The 19,014-nt window shown below is 42.4% G+C and carries 10 protein-coding genes and 1 pseudogene; 2 read left to right on the forward strand and 9 right to left on the reverse strand.

Features of this window, described 5'->3' with window-relative positions:
- Positions 1 to 55: 55 nt before the first annotated feature.
- The 4 genes from HMPREF9007_RS05900 to HMPREF9007_RS05885 all read right to left on the reverse strand — a co-directional run bounded on the left by HMPREF9007_RS05900 (position 56) and on the right by HMPREF9007_RS05885 (position 7,462).
- Positions 56 to 1,468: an IPT/TIG domain-containing protein gene (locus HMPREF9007_RS05900; protein WP_008762901.1), complete on the reverse strand. Its 1,413-nt coding sequence runs from the start codon at positions 1,466 to 1,468 to the stop codon at positions 56 to 58.
- A gap of 42 nt (positions 1,469 to 1,510) precedes the next feature.
- Complete coding sequence (locus HMPREF9007_RS05895) at positions 1,511 to 3,664, reverse strand: TIM-barrel domain-containing protein (RefSeq protein ID WP_008762902.1); 2,154 nt, start codon at positions 3,662 to 3,664, stop codon at positions 1,511 to 1,513.
- Positions 3,665 to 3,685: 21 nt separating this feature from the next.
- The gene (locus HMPREF9007_RS05890) at positions 3,686 to 6,163 is read right to left on the reverse strand and encodes a glycoside hydrolase family 3 C-terminal domain-containing protein (protein WP_008762903.1); all 2,478 of its coding nucleotides are present in this window, start codon (positions 6,161 to 6,163) and stop codon (positions 3,686 to 3,688) included.
- Between the two features lie 111 nt (positions 6,164 to 6,274).
- The gene (locus tag HMPREF9007_RS05885; RefSeq protein ID WP_008762904.1) at positions 6,275 to 7,462 is read right to left on the reverse strand and encodes a glycoside hydrolase family 76 protein; all 1,188 of its coding nucleotides are present in this window, start codon (positions 7,460 to 7,462) and stop codon (positions 6,275 to 6,277) included.
- Between the two features lie 330 nt (positions 7,463 to 7,792).
- Here HMPREF9007_RS05885 and HMPREF9007_RS05880 point away from each other — a divergent pair, with 330 nt between their 5' ends.
- Positions 7,793 to 11,893 (forward strand): two-component regulator propeller domain-containing protein, encoded by a 4,101-nt coding sequence (locus HMPREF9007_RS05880; RefSeq protein ID WP_008762905.1) that lies wholly within the window; start codon positions 7,793 to 7,795, stop codon positions 11,891 to 11,893.
- A gap of 486 nt (positions 11,894 to 12,379) precedes the next feature.
- On the opposite strand, the gene HMPREF9007_RS05875 is transcribed toward HMPREF9007_RS05880, so the two are convergent.
- From HMPREF9007_RS05875 to HMPREF9007_RS05855, 5 genes and pseudogenes are all read right to left on the reverse strand, one after another.
- On the reverse strand, positions 12,380 to 14,323 hold the full coding sequence (locus HMPREF9007_RS05875) for a DEAD/DEAH box helicase (RefSeq protein WP_008762906.1): 1,944 nt from the start codon (positions 14,321 to 14,323) through the stop codon (positions 12,380 to 12,382).
- Between the two features lie 111 nt (positions 14,324 to 14,434).
- Positions 14,435 to 15,509 (reverse strand): annotated as a pseudogene (locus tag HMPREF9007_RS05870) (tyrosine-protein phosphatase).
- A 118-nt stretch (positions 15,510 to 15,627) separates the two neighbouring features.
- Complete coding sequence (locus tag HMPREF9007_RS05865; protein ID WP_008762907.1) at positions 15,628 to 16,554, reverse strand: carbohydrate kinase; 927 nt, start codon at positions 16,552 to 16,554, stop codon at positions 15,628 to 15,630.
- Positions 16,542 to 17,147, reverse strand: a complete 606-nt coding sequence (locus HMPREF9007_RS05860; RefSeq protein WP_008762908.1) for an SIS domain-containing protein — start codon at positions 17,145 to 17,147, stop codon at positions 16,542 to 16,544. The genes HMPREF9007_RS05865 and HMPREF9007_RS05860 overlap by 13 nt, the downstream gene beginning before the upstream one ends.
- A gap of 4 nt (positions 17,148 to 17,151) precedes the next feature.
- Positions 17,152 to 17,685, reverse strand: a complete 534-nt coding sequence (locus tag HMPREF9007_RS05855) for a TIGR00730 family Rossman fold protein (RefSeq protein WP_008762909.1) — start codon at positions 17,683 to 17,685, stop codon at positions 17,152 to 17,154.
- A 105-nt stretch (positions 17,686 to 17,790) separates the two neighbouring features.
- On the opposite strand from HMPREF9007_RS05855, the gene HMPREF9007_RS05850 reads away from it, so the two are divergent.
- A complete protein-coding gene (locus HMPREF9007_RS05850; protein ID WP_008762910.1) occupies positions 17,791 to 19,011 on the forward strand; it encodes a pitrilysin family protein in 1,221 nt (406 codons plus the stop codon).
- Positions 19,012 to 19,014: the final 3 nt, after the last annotated feature.

Raw genomic sequence — 19,014 nt, forward strand, 5'->3', positions numbered from 1 at the left:
AATTAGAAAAACAAACTTAAAATATATTTTTTCATTCGAAATGTGTTTTTATAGTTTATTCTACAGAAATTGTGCGAATTCGATGGTTTTCTCTATCTGCTATATAGAATGTTTGTGTTTCTTCATCATAAGCGATCCCACAAGGACTGTCGAAACGTGCTTCTGTGCGTAGCTCGCCGTCTATGTATCCGTTTACTCGTCCATCAGAAGATACACTACCTCTGCCGGCATAAGTCGAGATGATACCGTCAGGAGTTATTTTACGGATGCAATGTCCGTTTCTATCACAAAGATAAAAATCGTAAATATCTGATTTACCAGCTTCTATGTAATCCTTGTTTTTTACAAATGTGCCTTGATAAGGCCATACGAAACGCCCTGATGTACCGGGAGAGTCTACCCAATCACTGGCTCCTTCAGAACCGGCAAACATTGTTGGCTTTTGGAATTCTTTTGTTTCTGGATTGAACATGGATTTATAAAGGCAATTTGCTCCTGTAATATACATATATTTACCTTCAGGGTGTACTGTTAGGTAGGCATGTTCATTCCTGCTTTCATATGTTGGGAATACTTCTTTTGCTACCATTCCTTGTGTTGTCGGGTCAAAAACGGCTTTGTCAATAGTTCCCTGCCAATAAACGGTATAATATAGAGTTTTTGTCAAAGGTTGATAAGCGCAACTATATCCAGTACGATCATAAACATAAGGTCTTGCTCTTCGGAAGTCTTCAGAGCGTAGCAGGTAGGCAATCTCTCTTCGGTCTTTGTTACTTTGTCCGTGGTCGTCTGATACAAATAAAGTGTCTCCAGTCGCATCGAAACACATGTAGTACATACCTCCAAACAATCCTTGCCCTTCAGTCATAAGTGTGGATACTTCTTGAGTTTCCAGATTGATTCTCCGGATAGGTCCTTTAAAACCATTAACGATCAAGCATTTTTGTATTCCGAATGTATCCATTAACAACCATTCTGCATTTCCGAACCTTGCGTTTTCAAAATCTCCATCTACATCAGAAGAATTGCCTTGTTCATCTTCGTTTCCTACTAATGTACCTACTGAAGTTTGAGATACATATTGGAAACGTCTCTCAAATTCATATTCTATGGGTGAAGACGTCCCATCAGCACTTTCGATAGATATTTTTATATTTCCATCAAAAGCTTTTGGGGGTATCATACAATAAATTTCATTATTGTTACAGCCAATTGTAGTGGTAGTTCGCCCTCCTACAGTAATATAAATTTTTGATGGGTCGTTTCCGAAGTTCTCACCGTAGATATGGAGCTGAGTACGGAGACTTCCCTGACTTGGAGAGAAATCTGTAAAAACAACAGGTTTAGACGGATCATATCCGCTAGAACTGATTTTGTCGTCTTGGCAACTACTAATACATGCCATCAGATACAGTAGCAATACCCCGCACCAATGGGGATATTGCTTTTTCATGTGCTCTTTTTTCATAAAACTTTTTTTTTAGGTTTCCAAACAAAGTATAGTGCTTTTTTATAGTCTTATTTCAATGCCTTCCACTAGATTTCCACTGGCTTGACGTATGCCTTGATCTGTTATAATTTTAATCACTGCCATGTCTTTATTCTCAGTGTTGTATTTTCCGGTTTTCTTTGTTAGCTTTACAGTCACTTTATCACCATTTCGCTCTGCGACAAATTGTAGCAGGCTATAGTCCCCTTTTTTGTAAGACCAACCATCTCCCGCATCCCAATACATATTTCCGGAAGCTTTGCCCTGTTCGTCCAGACACACTAGTAATGTCAGAGGATCTAATGAATTTTCTGTAGTGTTCTGAATTATTTTTCCAGTCGGAATGATAGCTCCCCCACGAATCTTCATTTTTGCCTGATATTTATCATTCTGATCTCCTTCTACAAGTGACAGTTCTTTCCAGATCCCTTTCGGAAGTGCCGGTTGATTAGCAAATGCTGGAATGATAAGTAAATTATCACCGACAAGGAAAGCTTCTTCCTCTGCTCTCAGTGACAAGTCTTTAGGGTCGGAGAAGAAGACAGGACGCATGATAGGCATGCCATTAGTTGAGGCTTCGTGTAAGAGTGTATAAAAGTAGGGTAGTAGTATATATCTACGTTCCAAAGCGATGCGTGAGGCATCTTCTACTTTTTGTCCAAATACCCATGGTTCCTTGTTGTTTGTTCCGGCGCAAGCATGACCACGTGCGAAAGGATAAAAGGCACCGAAACCAATCCAGTTGCCGAATAAGTCAGCATCAGCATTGAATAAGAAACCGCCTATATCTGCACCACTAAACGGTTGACCGGATAATCCCAATGTTAATGACATGGGAACTGACATTTTTAGATGATCCCAGCAAGAACCGTTGTCGCCAGTCCATGTAGCGGCATAACGTTGTCCCCCAAGGAAGTTGGAACGTGTCAGAATGAAAGGACGTTTTTCTGGACGAGCATCCAGTATACCTTCCCTGGATGCTTTAACCATCAGGAAGCCATATACATTATGATACTGAAGATGTGTACCTGCCGGAAGCTTTCCTCCTCCACGATGCAGGTTGTCTTCCGGCATTGTTTTGTTGGGCGTATCATTGATCTGGGGTTCGTTAACATCATTCCATACGCCATCTACTCCTTGTGCTAGAAAATCTTTATATAAGTTTCTCCACCATTTGTTTACTTTAGGAGAAGTAAAATCAGGGAATGCTGCTGCTCCCGGCCATGCATCACCGTGGAAGTTCTTACCGTCTGCTGTTTTCACCCAAACGTCATTTTCTGTTCCCGATTTATATACGAAATAGTTAGGGTCAACTTTTGCTCCCGGGTCAATCATCCATGCAGAATGGAATCCACGTATGTGCAAATCACGGTTCACCGCTTTAGGATTCGGAAAACTTTTCGGATTAAAGGTAAAGATGCGGTATCCGTCCATATAATCAATGTCCATCCAGATAACATCACATGGTATTCTTTTTAGTCTGAAAGTATCTGCTATTTCAATGACACGGCTGTCGGGAGAATATGAGAACCGGCATTGCTGATAACCTAGTGCCCAGCGAGGAATCATTGGCATTGTGCCGGTCAGTTCGGATAGTCCGCGAATGACTGCTTGTGGAGATTCCCTGTCAATGATGAATACCCGAAAGGGTATTCCTTCACTTTTTAATTCGATTTTTTCGTCTGTACTGCTTAGTTCTGCTTTCCAAGTAGTATCGAATAAAATTCCAAAAGCTGTTCCGTCCTTTCGCACTCCCATCATCCAAGGATGTGATTGATACAGACGAGTACCTTTGTCTACACCATAAGCTCCTGAGTCTGTATTCCATAATTTGATGGTCTTTCCATTTCTCAGAAGTGAACCGGTCACTTCACCACCGCCATAGATGCTTGTACCTTCCGGCACTGTTAATGATGCGTTTGCTTTACCATCCGTGAGTGAGAACTCGGGAACAAGTACCCAGTCGGCAGGAAGTGCTCCTTGTTCGCGTGGTTCTTTTTCTATTGCAAAAGAAGGTATCTTTTGAGCGTCGAAGCCTTCCGGGATGAATTTTGCGATTCCGTCCCCAACCATGACGCTATGTGTAATTTTTACCTTGTGTGTTGAGGCGTTCGCCAATAAAGGTAAGGTTGCGAGCAAGTAAATTGCTACAGTTTTGATACAAGTATATTTCATGTTACTTATTGATTATGCAATCTATAGTGTATATTGAATATTTTTTTGTGCTTTAATATCTCTAGAGGAGAAGCCAAGCATTATATTGTAAATACCCGGATCAGTGACGAGCTGAGTTCTGTTGACATCAAAATACATAAATGATTCTTTAGGTAATGTCATCTTGACAGTTGTGGATTCTCCGGCTTTCAGGAATATCTTTTCAAATTTTCTCAGTTCTTTTTGGGGACGTTCTACCGGGCTGTTTTCTGCTTTGCCCACATAGGCTTGTATGACTTGTGCACCATCTCTTTTTCCTGTGTTGGCAAGACGGCAGGTTACTTCTACTGTTCCATCAGCATTTGGCTTTGAGACTACTATATTAGATAGCTTAAAGGTGGTATAAGACAATCCGTAGCCAAAAGGATATTGTACTTCACGTTTCAATTTGTCATAGCCGCGATAGCCGATGAATATTCCTTCCGTATATGCTACATGTTTGTCTTTATCCGGGTCATGATAGCTGTTGTAAGCGGGGCTGTCTTCCCATTTCTTTTCAAAAGTCATAGGTAATTTTCCTGATGGGTTAACTTTACCGAATAAAGCTTCGCCGATAGCTGTTCCCGCTTCCTGACCTCCATAAAATCCCCAAATAAGCCCCTTCAAAGACGGTTCCCATTTTTGCATTTCAATATTACCTCCGGCATTTACAATACCGATAACAGGCTTTTTACATCCGGATAAGCTGGCCAGCATTTTTTTATCTACTTCGGGCAGTTCGAATGTGCGGTCGCTTGCTTCTCCTTCTGTATCGGAACTATGACCGAAGCAGGCAATCACTAAATCTGCTTTGTTCAGGTAATCGGCAAACTTATTCTGAGTCTCGTTCTTACGTTTCCATAAAAAGCAGATACCTGCTCCACCACCCTGCTGATAGTATTCTACACGTACATGATATTTTTCACCGGCTTTTAGTGTCTTGGTAACATTGGTCGTTCTGAAACCTCCGGGCGTCCAGTCATCAATAATCGGTTGGTCGTTGATAAACAATTTATAACCATCGTCGCCTCCTAATGTGAACTCATAGTCAGCGGTTTCGTCTACGCACATTGTACTGTACCATTTCACAGAGAAATAATCTTTGGGCATACCTTCCAATTCTGTGCCTGCAGCCCAAGAATAATTGATTTTTTTCTCAGTCTGTTTTACCACAGGGGCTCCTTCGAAGTGAATATTCTTGAAGTATTCGGCATGAAATCCCTTTTCGTTGAGATTGTCGTCTGTATACATGATGGACGGCATAAAGTCGAGTTCATCAATATATTCTACTTTTACATTATTCAGTTTACCTTCTTTTTGGATTCCGTCGAATAAATTGGTATAATGGAAAGGAACTACAGCGCCACTACCACCACCATGTACATATCCATGTGCATTTTTGCCGGTAACGATAATATGTTTGTATTTTTGGGGATTGATAGGAAGAATGTTGTTTTCATTCTTCAAAAGAACAAGTCCCTCTCTGGCAACATTTAATGCTGTTTCTACAGATTGAGGGTCATCCAGAGCGATACTTTTGTCAGCTTCCGTACCATCCTTGAATCCGAAAGCAATGAGTATGCGTAAGATGTGGCGTACTTTTTCGTCAACCATATCCATAGTCACATCTCCTGTTTTAAGATAGTAAGCCATATCTTTAGGATTCATCTTTTCTCCTCCTGCCATTTCCAGATCTAATCCGCTTCTTGCAGCTGGAACACAGTAATGAGTCGATCCCCAGTCAGACATCACTAGTCCTTTGAAGCCCCATTGATTTCTGAGTACTTCTTTCAATAGCCACGGGTTTTCAGTGGTGTAGATGCCATTCATCAAGTTATAGCTTGTCATGATGGCTCCTACTTCTGCTTCCTGAATGGCAGCTTTATAAGCAGGGAAGTAAATCTCATTCAAGGTTCTTTCATCAATATCATTACTGATATTATTACGGTCATAGTCGGAGTTGTTGGCAACGAAGTGTTTGACTGTAGCCATGACACCTTGATCTTGTACACCTTTGATGTATCCTACACAGATACGGGATGTTAAATACGGATCTTCACCCATATATTCAAAGTTACGTCCACACATTGGGGCACGGTAGATATTGACCGCTGGACCTAATATGACATTGATGTTTCTTGCTCTGCAATCACGTCCCAAAGCTTTTCCGTATTGATAGGCAAGATTCTCGTTCCAAGTAGCTGCTAGTGTCACTGTAGCCGGGTATGCGGTAGACTTGCCTTTTGTGCCTATCCCTTGCGGTCCATCGGACATTCTCATGCGATGAATACCCAGGCGATCAATGCTTTTAGTGTACATCCAGTCAATGCCACCGATATATCCAAGTTTTTCTTCTACTGTCATTTGGCTCAGTAGCTCTTCAACTTTTAGATCAATCTCTGGTTTATACCATTTTTGAGCAGATGCACAAAAAAGGTTGGAGATTAACAGGAGTAAAAACGTAAGTCTTTTTTGTTTCATATTAATTTTCTTTTGAGTATTGGTTTTTATGTAGCTATTATTTTGTGCTGTGTTGTGACGGAAGACCTTTATATTATATAGCCTTAATTATTTATTGTTTTAAATTTGTACTTATTGTATAGCTGCTAGTCGGCTATACATTTCGACCATGGCAGCTTGCGTTAGCAGCCACTTCTTCTCATTATTGTTATTGCCAGTTAGGTCTGTGCTGAATAAGCCGTTTTCATCACGGGCATTATCCCAAGCATATGATAGGCATTGATTGAAAGCGTCGATAAAAGTTTTGTTTTGGTCCAATTGGTAAAGTTCAATGAATCCTCTTAACATGACAGCAGTAAACCAGATATTTCCTTGTTTCAACATTTTAAGGCTTTCTCCTGTGTCAGTTGTAAAGTCTGTGAAGAAGTAATTATAGCATTCTTTGGCAATGCTCTGCGCATCTTTCAAGTAATCCGGATTTTTGGTCAGTTGATAGAGTAGGGCAGCCGATTGCATCATTTGTCCGCTGTTGTAGGCAAATTTGGCTTTTCCTATCTTACCGTCAAGACGGATATTGTCAAAATAGAGGTAGTCTGTAGAATCTTGCAGATTCTTTTGTGTCCATTTATATAATTCTTTTCCCCGTTTGAAATAGAGGCTGTCATTGGTTGCTTTAAATAGTTTGAGGGCGAATACAGAACCGGGAGCATTTGAACAAGTGTTTTTGGACTCTTTCTTTTGTTCACACCAATAGATGCCATCTCCTAGCAGACTATCAGTACCGCTTTCTATGAAATTCCATATGAGTTGAGCTTTATCCAAATATTTTTTTTCTTTGGTAATCTGATAGATATCGATGAAGTCAATGCCTACCCAGATATTATCGTCATAAAAGCGGTCGGAGGTCGGAGCAGTTCGGATATACGATGAGTAAGCAATAGGAGTTCTTTCTGTATCGAAGTATTCTTCCAAGCCGGGTAATACCTGTTTTTCTAATAATTGCTGGTATTTCTTGTCGTGGGTGGCTTCTAATAATGAGTTTACTGCGGAAAATGTACCTGAATATGGCCATAAATAGGAGAACTGATTAGGCATGTTTGTTTGGTTTTCCGATGCCAGATAAGTGACTTTATATTGTTCGTTGAAAGGATAGTTTTCACGAAGCAGATGGGAGTTGCTTACAGAATAATTTAGATAAAGTGAATCCAGTGTTTGCCGGGCTCTCTCCAGATTTGAATTAGAGTCTGCCTGTTTGGTGGAAACGCAACTTGCCAAAAAGTAGGCACAAACTATGATTAGTAAAAAACGCAGTGCTTTCATTTTATATAATATTCATTATTAACTAAAGATTTTCCTTCCAAAATACCTATTTCAAACTACAATCCTTTTTATTTTGCTTTTTACCTTATTCCGTTGTCTGATGCTGCAAAGTTATTATGGTTAGTATAAGATGATGTACGGACCCATGACATAAATGTCTCTTCTCGATGAAATGTCGCAAAAATATATATATGTGTCGTAAAAGCGTATTCCTGTTATGTTAATTTTCAGATGATCAGAATGTTTTTTGTGCAGTTCTTGGACGTTTTCCCGATTTTCCATATCTTTCCGTCGATTTTTGTGTCTTGATTTAAAACAAGAGAATGCTATATGAAAAAACACAATGAATGGACGAAGAGAACTACTCTTTTAAGAAGAGTTCTGCTGATACTGGTTTCTTTTCTTTTGATAGGAGTAGACATAAATGCTTCGTATAGTCTCCGGCAATTTTCCAGTAAGAACGGATTATCCAATAGTGCTATTCTTTCGATGTGTCAGGATAGGCATGGCGTGATATGGATCGGTTCATGCGATGGGCTGAATATCTACGACGGCACTTATTTGGGATTGTACAAACCAACCAATGTGCACCATAGTTTCTCCGGTAATCTCATCGAACGGATTATCGAGGCGGACAACGATGTGCTTTGGATACAGACTAATTATGGGCTCGACCGCTTTGATACACGCAGACAGACCATACAAAGCTTCAAAGACTTTAAATACATAAACCGTATGGCGATAAGTCCCGAAGATGATTTCTTCATTATTAAAGATGATGGCTACATTTATTATTATCAGCCGGAGCAGAAGGACTTCTGTAAACTTGATGTGAAAAAGATACATTTTGAGGAAGTACAACAAATGGCTATTGATAACTTTGGAGTACTTTGGATATTCTCTTCGGATAATGATAACCGGAGTTATATAATAGAGAAAAACGGAAATCAAGTGAAGCTGGTTCCCAGTAATTGCCTGAATCATTCGGAAAAGTTGTTGTGGACGTTTGTAGATGGCGATTTTCTCTATTTCATAGACAGTACTTATGCACTTTATGAATACGATCTGAATAATCATAAAGCGTATTTTATAGCAGATATGGAGGCAGAGATACTTCGTCGGGGTGAGGTTTCTTCCATTATAAAAAAGAAAACTGATTATTTTATCGGCTTTAAGAGTAGTGGATTAATCCAATTAAAGTATATGCCGGATTCAAAGGTAAAATATAGCCTCCAGTCCATAAATGTTCAGTCCGGTATCTTTTGTCTTATGAAAGACCGGTTTCAGGATATAATCTGGGTGGGCGCTGACGGTCAAGGGCTTTATATGTATTTTACAGATGAGTTTTCTATTGACAACATCATGTTGGATGTACCGGAGTATCGGGTAGATAATCCGGTTCGTGCTCTATATCAGGATCAGGATCAGACATTGTGGATAGGTACGAAGGGAGGGGGAATATTAAAGATGTTTGATTTCCATCCTGATATGGAAACTTTGCCTCGGGCAGAAAGGATCCTGGCAAGTAATAGTCCGTTGATGGACAACTCGGTGTATAGTTTTGCTCCCAGCCGGAGGAAACTCTTATGGATTGGAACGGAGAGCGGACTTAATTACTACTCCTATTCACAAAAGCGGATACAGGAATTTCCGGTCATGGCAGATGGCAAGATGGTGAAGTATGTACATTCTGTCCGTGAGACAAATGATAGTACGTTGTGGGTGGTTTCTGCCGGTGAAGGTATTGTGAAAATCATTCTGGATGCTACTTCACTTTTACCTAAAGTGAAGTCTGCCCGTCGCTTTACACTGGATGGCGGAAAGAGAAACTCCAATTATTTCTTTGTCTCTTTTCAGGAGAATGATTCGGTTATTTGGTTTGGTAACCGTGGATATGGTGCGTATAAAATGAATACGCATACCAATCAACTAACTCCCTGCCGCATTGACGATGTAGTGAAGAATCAGACTGTAAATGATATTTTTGCCATTCATAAGAATGACGAAGGATACTGGTTTGGTACGAGTTTCGGATTGACCCGGCTTTATCAGGGCGAATATAGGGTATATAACGAGACTGACGGCTTTCCCAACAATACGATTCACGGCATATTGGAAGGAAGGGACAATAACTTGTGGCTTAGCACCAATCAAGGGTTGGTGAGGTTTAATGTCCGCGAAAACACAGTTCAGACGTATCGGCAGCAGGGCGACCTGGAAGTGATTGAGTTTAGTGACGGTGCTTTCTTCAAGGATCAGCAGACGGGGACATTATTTTTTGGTGGTACGAACGGATTCATTACGATTAGCGAGAATGATCAACTTTCGGAAGAATACATGCCTCCTTTGCATTTCAACCGCCTCTCTATTTTTGGTAAAGAGTGCAATATTTATGATTTTCTGCAAGGCGCTACGAAGCAAGAAACTTTGGTGCTGGACTATAGTCAGAACTTCTTTAACCTTTCATTTATTGCTGTCGATTACATTAACGGGAACAATTATACTTACTCTTATAAGATAGACGGTTTGAGCGATAGTTGGATTGAGAACGGATTGTCTACGGTGGCGGTTTTCTCTAATCTATCTCCTGGAGAATACACCTTGCTGGTGAAGTACCGAAGTAATATAACAGGGAAAGAGAGTGAACCTTATTCATTATTGATCCGTATCACTCCTCCCTGGTATATGACTACTTGTGCTTATATTGTCTATTTCTTATTATTAGCCGGGGTAATTGCAGGAGCTATCCGGATGGTGATAAAACGTTATCGCAGAAAGCGGAATGTTATGATCGAGGAAATGAACCGCCAGCAGCGCGAAGAACTGTATGAATCGAAATTGCGTTTCTTTACTAACATTACCCATGAATTTTGTACTCCGTTGACATTGATCAACGGTCCGTGTGAAAAAATCCTTTCCTATAGCCGGGTAGACAGTTATGTCCGGAAGTATGCTTCCATGATTCAGCAGAATGCGTTGAAACTGAATGCGCTGATATTGGAACTGATTGAGTTCCGCCGACTGGAGACGGGAAACAAGATTTTGAAGATAAAACATGTTCCTGTCACAGAACAGATACGGACTATTGCCGAATCATTCGGAGAGCTGGCGGAAAGCCGGAAACTGAACTATCGATTGCAGATAGAAGATGGAGTTTTTTGGAATACGGATGTCAGCTGTCTGAGTAAAATTGTAAATAACCTGATTTCTAACGCTTTCAAATATACTCCGGAGAATGGTTCCATTACGGTAGAGCTGCGTATTGAAGGAGAACAACTTTGCATTCGGGTATCTAATACGGGAAAAGGAATCAAGGAGGCTGATCTCACGAAAATATTCGACCGTTATAAGATTCTGGATAATTTCGAAGTGCAGAACAAGAATGGGATTTCTCCGCGAAATGGATTGGGACTGGCCATTTGTCACAGTATGGTAAATCTGTTGAATGGACAGATTCAGGTATCCAGTATTCCTAATGAGGTGACTACTTTTGATGTATGGCTGCCTGTTATGGAGGTTACGGTGGATAATGAAGATGAAAAAGTAGCTGAAGAATTGGTTTTGTCATCAGATGAGCAAGCAGTCGAACTCAAGAATTCGTCGGTTGAATTTGATAAGAACAAGCAGACGATTATGATTATTGACGATGACCCTTCTATGTTATGGTTTGTTACGGAGATATTTGTCGGGGCATACAATGTTGTCTCTTTAGGCAGCGCAGAGGAAGCCTTGAAGCAGTTGGGCATCCAGTTACCGGATTTGATTATTTCGGATGTAATGATGCCCGGTATGGATGGAATGTCGTTTGCCAAAAAGATAAAGTCTGATAAACTGTTGAGCCGTATCCCGTTAATACTGCTTTCGGCACTGAATAATATTGACGAGCAGACGAGAGGAATTGAATCCGGTGCGGAAGCATATATCACGAAACCTTTCAATGTGGAATATCTCGAGAAAGTCGTTAGAAGGCTGTTACAGCGCGAAGAGGACCTGAAAGAGTATTATAGCTCTGTTCTAAGTGCTTTTGAACTGGATGATGGTCATTTTCTGCATAAAGAGGATAAATCCTTCTTCGAGAAGATGATGCAGATTATTGATAGTCATATACAGAATACGGATTTATCAGTGGAATTGTTGAGTAGTTCATTAGGATACAGTACCCGGCAGTTCTATCGGAAGCTGAAAAATGTCACGGAGAAGACTCCTGCCGACATCATCAGAGAGTATCGCCTGACGATTGTAGAACGCTTGTTGCTGACAACGCAACTCTCCATTGAAGAGATTATGGATAAAACCGGATTCTCGAACAGGGGGACTTTCTATAAAGCATTTGCCCAGAAGTTCGAGATGACGCCCAAGCAGTACAGGAATATCAAGACGAAGGATGTTCATGATGCTTCTGAGGAAGGAGGAGGAACTATGAACGTATAAAACTCCTGAAGACTTGACAAACGGCTTTTAATGTTGTATATTTGTATCCTTACAATAAATGAATTAAAGCTTAGACCAATGAGAATATCTTACCTTATACTGCATTTGTTGTGCTGATATAGTATAATATGACAACATTTCATCCGATAATGCCTTGCTTCGGAAGGCTTTTCGGTAGCTTGTATATAAGAAACAGGCTGCAAACTTTTGAGAGGTTTGCAGCCTGTTTTGTTATATAAATTCGGATAAATGCTATCGAAAAGCCATGTAATCGTTTTTAATAAACTTGGATACCGTTTCTAATAAACGATCAAGAAGTTTATTAAAAACTGAAATATAGATTAGGCATAACAGGTCAGTATTTTTCAGCAGAGTCGGATAGAGAATAAATATGCTACGTCAATATCGGTTATGAATAGGTAAACTATATCAACGCCTTAAATCTTCTTCTTTTCCAACATCACCTTATAATGGCTGTTTTGCCTGTTACTTCTTTTTCGGCTTTCTGCGTGCCCATCCTTCCTCGCTGAAGTCAGGCTCTTTATCTTTAAAGAACTGTTGCCAGTCGTCTGTCTTTTTAGGACCACGTGCTCCGTAACCCCGTTCTTCGCGGCTGGGCTTGTCGCTTCTTTTTTTCTTGTCGGTCTTGTCACTGCCTTTAGTCGCTCTGTCAGCTCGCGGTGCTCTGTCCGATCTTTCGGAACGTGAGTTGCGGCTACTGTCACCACGCTTTTCGGAGGAACTTCCGAAAGGACGTTTTCCTCCTCTGCGTTCGGCAGAACCACTGCCTCTCCGACCTTCTCCTGCTTCCTCACCGGCAACTTCTACAGATACTTTGCGGCCGTTCCAGTTAGCGCGGTTCAACGCCTTCACTACGTTTTGTGCTTCTTTCTCTTCTACTTCGAAGAAGGAGAAATTTTTCATCAAGTCAATGCGTCCCAACTCGATTCGTCCACGTGTATTGCTGTTCAGCAAGCTGATCAGTTCGCTTGGGAAGAAACTGTCCATTTTTCCTAGATTGATGAATAAGCGGGTGAAACCCGGCGCTGCCTTGCGGCTGCCTCTTTCACGGCTGTCACGTGTGTTACGTTCGCGGCTGTCGGTCGGAGTCTCGATCTCTTCACGGTCGCGGTAGTAGTCCAGAAAACGATTGAACTCATGCGATACCATGCGTTTGATCAGATCCTCTTTGCTCAGCCATTCCAGCTTACGATAAATCTCCGGCATGAAGTCCGTGATTTCTTCTTCGTTTACCTTCACCTTTTCCAGTTCATCAATCACTTTGATAAGCTGTTTTTCGCAGATCTGCTTGCCTGTCGGCATTTCTCCGGCAATAAACTTCTTGCCGATGATGCGCTCTATCTCACGCAGCTTTCCTTTTTCGCGCAGGTTGATGATAGCGATGGAAGTACCTGTCTTTCCGGCACGTCCGGTACGTCCGCTACGATGTGTGTAGCTTTCCGTATCATCGGGCAGGCCGTAGTTGATCACGTGTGTCAGGTCGTCTACGTCCAGTCCGCGTGCGGCAACGTCCGTAGCAACCAGTAATTGCAGGTTGCGGATGCGGAATTTCTGCATCACGGCATCGCGCTGAGCCTGTGACAGTTCTCCGTGCAGTGAATCTGCGTTATAGCCTTCCTGCATCAATTTATCGGCTATTTCCTGCGTTTCTTTACGGGTACGGCAGAAAATGATACCATATATTTGCGGGTAATAGTCAACAATGCGTTTCAGGGCTGCATATTTGTCTTTGGCTTGTACGGTATAAGCTACGTGTTTCACATTGCTTGTACTTTCGTTCTTGCGTCCGATGGTAATCTCCTTGGCATTCTGCAAGTAGTTCTTGGAGATGCGGGCGATTTCGGGGCTCATGGTTGCCGAGAAGAGCAAGGTGTTCCGTTCTTTGGGGACATCGGCAAGGATAGCGTTGATGCTGTCGGTGAATCCCATATTCAGCATTTCGTCCGCTTCGTCCATCACTATGTTGTGAACGGTCGATAAAGATACGGTTTTGCGCTCCATCAGGTCGAGCAGTCGTCCCGGTGTTGCCACGATGATATGTACGCCGCGTTTCAGGCTGCGTATCTGGCTGTCGATGGAAGAACCGCCGTAAACTGGCAGTACTTTCAGTCCGTCAATGTATTTTGAGTAATCGTTCAGATCGCCCGCTATCTGGAGGCATAGCTCACGGGTGGGGCAAAGTATTAGTGACTGGGGAACCCTGTTCTTTACGTCAATCTGTTGGAGCAGAGGCAGGCCGAATGCGGCTGTTTTACCTGTTCCAGTTTGTGCAAGAGCTACTACATCATTATTTTCTCCTAAAAGGTACGGAATCACTTCCTCTTGTACCGGCATGGGATTCTCATATCCCATCTCTTCAATTGCTTTACGTATCTCCGGAGAAACGCCAAGCTCTTCAAATGTCTTCATTAAATCTCTGTATATCTTTTATTTCGGGCGCAAAGATAGAGAAAAATAATGAATAATGAATAATGGATAATGGATAATTATTGCTGCCTGCATAGCATTCTCCATTTTCCATTAACCATTATCTATTAATAAAATGCTGCGCAACCGTTCGATTTCTTCTGCCGAGAGTCCTATTCCTTTTTTCAGATATGCCTGTACGCTGCCGTATTCCGCATCAATCTGTTCTTTGGCTGCATTCAGGAAGTCTTCCTTGGCAGAGTAGATTGTAGTGATGGCTTCCTGCGAGTTGATAGGGAGTTTATACGCGTATCTGGAGGCTTTGGGGATGTTGAAATAGTCATTACTCAGGCGATAGTCTTTCATGATGGCTTCTTCATTGACTCCCAAAGCGGCAAGTACCAGTGCTGAAACAATGCCCGTACGTCCTTTGCCTGAAGTACAGTGGATGACGACGGGGTAATTGTTGCGGTCGAGCAGGAGTGTGAACAGTTCTTTGTATTCCTTGCGGTAGTTGGTGACCAGTTGACGGTTCATCCGCTCTACTAAACGATAGATAGATCGTATCCGTTTCTATTTTCTTATCACGTATGTCTTGCAGGATGTGTTCCATGTTTCCTGTTGCAATGGGGAGGTGCAGGATGTTAAAGTCTTCATCATGAAACTGTGGATAGTTATGGCGTTCTTCTTCCGAACGCAAATCGATGATAGTCCTTATACCCATGTTTTTCAATTCCCGGCGGGAGCAGAATGGAATGCTGTCAATCTGTGCAGAACGGTACAGCATTCCCCAGCGGGTATCTTTGCCTGTTTCTGCAGACTTGTATCCTCCCAGGTCACGGAAGTTCTGAATGCCGGGAATATTGACGTTACGGGCAGCTACCCTCACCCGGTATCTGTTGTTGAATACCATCAGGTAGTAATAGCGCTGAGACGGATCATTGGTCACGATGGTCTTTTTCCCTTTCGCAATGTTGATGGTGGCTACGGGATTTTCTTCGGGAATGAAGTCGGGAGAAGTGGAAGCATATACTTTTACCTGTCCTTTCAGTATAGGTGCTGTTTCCCATTTGATAATGGCGTTTCCTACATTGTTCTCTTCACATACTACGGATATAGTGGGCGAAGTGCCGGAACATGACGGAAATACCAGTAGGATGGTCAGCCAGTTTAACAGGTTTCTGTACATAGTTTCTTTGTCTGATGAATCATGTACTGCAAAGATAGGAATTACCGTTAGATGTGGTAATTCCTTTGCGATTATTAGCCAAAGTTAATAGTAATTTAGGGGATGGTTGTATCCGTAATTACTTCGATGCGTACTGTCCGGCAAACTCCACCGATACCGAATTACTGAAACTACGGCATACTTCGGCGGCAAAGTCTTTCCCGCACTGAACTACTTTGTCCCAGACTTCTTCATTCAGATTATTAAGGTCACGGTATCGTACATCATATTTAAGCAATCCGTAGATCAATCCCGCATTGAAATTATCTCCGGCACCGATGGTGCTGACTGCTTCCAGCGGTTCTATCGGATATTCTTTGCTGACCAGATTGGTGCGAAGTGATACTTTGTCCCCACCGGCCGTGCATATAAACCGCGGGCAGTAGAATTTAATCTTGTCTTTATATATCTTGTCCACGTCTTGCAAGCCATACATATAGAAGAAATCTTCCAGCGATCCCCGTACAATATCGGCGTATTCCAGATTCTCGATAATCGTAGGAGCTAGTTTCATTGCTTCGTTCTTATGTGAAGAGCGGAAGTTCGGGTCGTAGTAGATGATTGCTTTCTTCTCGCGTGCCTGGTCCAGCAGTTCCAGAATCTTCTCCCTGAGTACCGGGTTCAGCGCATAGTAAGAGCCTACCATGACGATATCGTCTTCCTCTAACTTAGGATAAAGCACATCCAGACGTTGCTTGGGATAATCCTTATAGAAGATATATTCAGCATCGCTCTGTTCATTGAGGAATGCCAGTGATACAGGTGATTTACCATCTGGGAAGACATTTACGTGATCCGTCGGAATATTATTTTCACGCATGAATTGCAGAATGATATTTCCTACCCGGTCATTACCTGTTTCACTGATAAAACCTACCTTGATCCCCATTCGTCCGAGGGATACGATGCCGTTGAATACAGAGCCTCCCGGTACGGCTGCGGAAGGCTGGTTTCCCCGAAAGATGATATCGAGGATTGTTTCTCCGATACCGATTACTTTTCGCATAGCGATCTTGATTTTTCGCCCAAATAACCACCGTGATGGCGTTTTGAGTATTCTTCGATAGTGAATCCTGTCTTCTTCATTGTCTGTACTACCAGTATGTCACCGATGACGGTCATGGCGGTAGTCGATGTAGTAGGAGTCATGCCTAACGTACAAACTTCGGCAGGTTTACCGGTGCTCAGACAGACGTTTGATTCGTTGGCCAGCGGGCTGTCGGGATTTCCGGTGATAACGATAAACTTCAGTTCCGGGTCCAGATTATGTGCCAGTCGGGTCAGTTCCACGATTTCGCGTGTTTTGCCGGAGTTGGAGATAAGCAGGAGCAAATCGTTTTTTTGTAGGATGCCGAGGTCGCCGTGCTGCGCTTCACTGGGGTGCAGGAAGACCGATGGAATGCCGGTGGAGCAGAAGGTTGTGGCGATGTTCATGGCAATCTGTCCGGCTTTTCCCATGCCGGAAGTTACTAATTTCCCTTTTTTCTGATGTATCTGTTCTACAATCAGTTGTACTGCTTTCTCGTAAGCGTCTGTTACAGGGATATTGAGCACTGCTTGTGCCTCTTGTTGCAAGAGTTGTTTGATGGAGTCTATCATATAATCAGTTTATTTTTTCTTTTAATTCATCCAGATTGTTTGCTGTTTCATAATAGGTAGAGAAAGATTGTCGGGCGAAGCCCTTATCCTCTAACGTCTTAAGTGCAGCCAGAAGTTCATTATAAAAACCGTATTCGTTATAGAAGATCACCTTTTTCTGATGATATCCGATAGAGGCGGCGGCTATGACGTGGAAAATCTCGTCGAGTGTACCTACACCACCAGGCAATGCGACCAATATCTCCGACTTCTCTGTTATCACATCTTTCCGGTCGCTCAGGTTACGGGTATGAATCACCTCGTCCAGTAATGTGCTCACACTACCTTTTTCTTCCAGTTTGGCAGGAACTACTCCGATGACCGTACCGCCATTCTCTTTCACGGCGCGGGCTACGCATTCCATCAGTCCGAGATTGGCTCCTCCATAAATCAACGTTTTGCCTGCTTTTCCCATCCATTCTCCGATTTGACGGGCACTGTCAAAGTACATTTTGTCAATGTTTTCCGAGGCAGAACAGAATATTCCTATCTTTTTCATACACGTTATTGCTAATATAGTCTACAAATATCTGCAATTTTCTATAAACGACAATAAGTTTTATTGTATTTTTGCGGCATTAATTCAATAAGGAAGTAGAAAACAATGCATTACAACGAATATACATTGCCGAATGGCCTGCGCATAATTCATGAACCGACTCTCTCGAAAGTAGCTTATTGTGGTTTTGCCATCGATGCCGGAACGCGCGATGAGGCTGAGGATGAGCAGGGGATGGCTCATTTCGTGGAACATCTTATTTTTAAAGGGACGGAGAAGCGGAAAGCGTGGCATATCCTTAACCGCATGGAGAATGTGGGCGGCGATCTGAATGCCTATACGAATAAAGAGGAGACGGTTGTCTATGCCGCCTTCCTGACCGGGCATCTGGAACGTGCCCTCGAATTGCTCGGAGATATTGTATTCCATTCTACTTTCCCGCAGCATGAAATAGAAAAGGAGACGGAAGTGATCATTGACGAAATCCAGTCTTATGAGGATAATCCTTCGGAGTTGATCTTCGATGATTTTGAAGATATGATTTTCCGTAACCATCCGTTGGGAAGGAACATTCTCGGTAAGCCGGAACTGCTGCGGAGTTTCCGTACGGAGGATGTTCTCTCGTTTACCCGTCGCTTTTATCAACCGGGGAATATGGTATTCTTTGTTCAGGGACAACATGATTTCAAGAAGATTATCCGTCTGGCGGAAAAGCATTTGTCCGATATCCCGGCAGTGACGGTGGATAATCAGCGTATGCCTCCTCCTCTTTATGTGCCCGAACGGTTGGTAGTGCCTAAAGATACTCATCAGGCGCATGTAATGATTGGTAGCCGGGGATACAATGCGTATGATGATAAGCGTACGGCACTTTATCTGCTGAATAATGTGCTTGGCGGTCCGGGCATGAACAGTAAGCTGAATGTATCGCTTCGCGAGCGGAGGGGATTGGTATATAATGTAGAGTCCAATCTGACTTCTTATACCGATACAGGAGCTTTCTGTATCTATTTCGGTACGGATATCGAAGATATGGATACCTGTCTGAAACTGACCTATAAAGAACTGAAGCGAATGCGGGATGTGAAGATGACATCTTCTCAGCTGGCGGCAGCGAAGAAGCAACTGATAGGCCAGATCGGCGTGGCATCTGATAATTTCGAGAATAATGCGCTAGGTATGGCGAAAACATATCTGCACTATCATAAGTATGAATCGTCAGAATCAGTGTTCCATCGTATTGAGGCGTTGACGGCAGAACAACTGCTGGAGGTTGCCAATGAGATGTTTGCGGAGGAATATTTGTCGACGCTGATTTATAAGTGAAAC

The sequence above is a fragment of the Bacteroides sp. 1_1_14 genome (genome assembly GCF_000162515.1).
GTDB classification, from domain to species: Bacteria; Bacteroidota; Bacteroidia; order Bacteroidales; family Bacteroidaceae; genus Bacteroides; species Bacteroides thetaiotaomicron.

Coding starts and splice junctions, on each gene's coding strand:
- HMPREF9007_RS05900 (WP_008762901.1), bottom strand. CDS start 1,468: ATGAAAAAAGAGCACATGAAAAAGCAATATCCCCATTGGTGCGGGGTA.
- HMPREF9007_RS05895 (WP_008762902.1), bottom strand. CDS start 3,664: ATGAAATATACTTGTATCAAAACTGTAGCAATTTACTTGCTCGCAACC.
- HMPREF9007_RS05890 (WP_008762903.1), bottom strand. CDS start 6,163: ATGAAACAAAAAAGACTTACGTTTTTACTCCTGTTAATCTCCAACCTT.
- HMPREF9007_RS05885 (WP_008762904.1), bottom strand. CDS start 7,462: ATGAAAGCACTGCGTTTTTTACTAATCATAGTTTGTGCCTACTTTTTG.
- HMPREF9007_RS05880 (WP_008762905.1), top strand. CDS start 7,793: ATGAAAAAACACAATGAATGGACGAAGAGAACTACTCTTTTAAGAAGA.
- HMPREF9007_RS05875 (WP_008762906.1), bottom strand. CDS start 14,323: ATGAAGACATTTGAAGAGCTTGGCGTTTCTCCGGAGATACGTAAAGCA.
- HMPREF9007_RS05865 (WP_008762907.1), bottom strand. CDS start 16,554: ATGCGAAAAGTAATCGGTATCGGAGAAACAATCCTCGATATCATCTTT.
- HMPREF9007_RS05860 (WP_008762908.1), bottom strand. CDS start 17,147: ATGATAGACTCCATCAAACAACTCTTGCAACAAGAGGCACAAGCAGTG.
- HMPREF9007_RS05855 (WP_008762909.1), bottom strand. CDS start 17,685: ATGAAAAAGATAGGAATATTCTGTTCTGCCTCGGAAAACATTGACAAA.
- HMPREF9007_RS05850 (WP_008762910.1), top strand. CDS start 17,791: ATGCATTACAACGAATATACATTGCCGAATGGCCTGCGCATAATTCAT.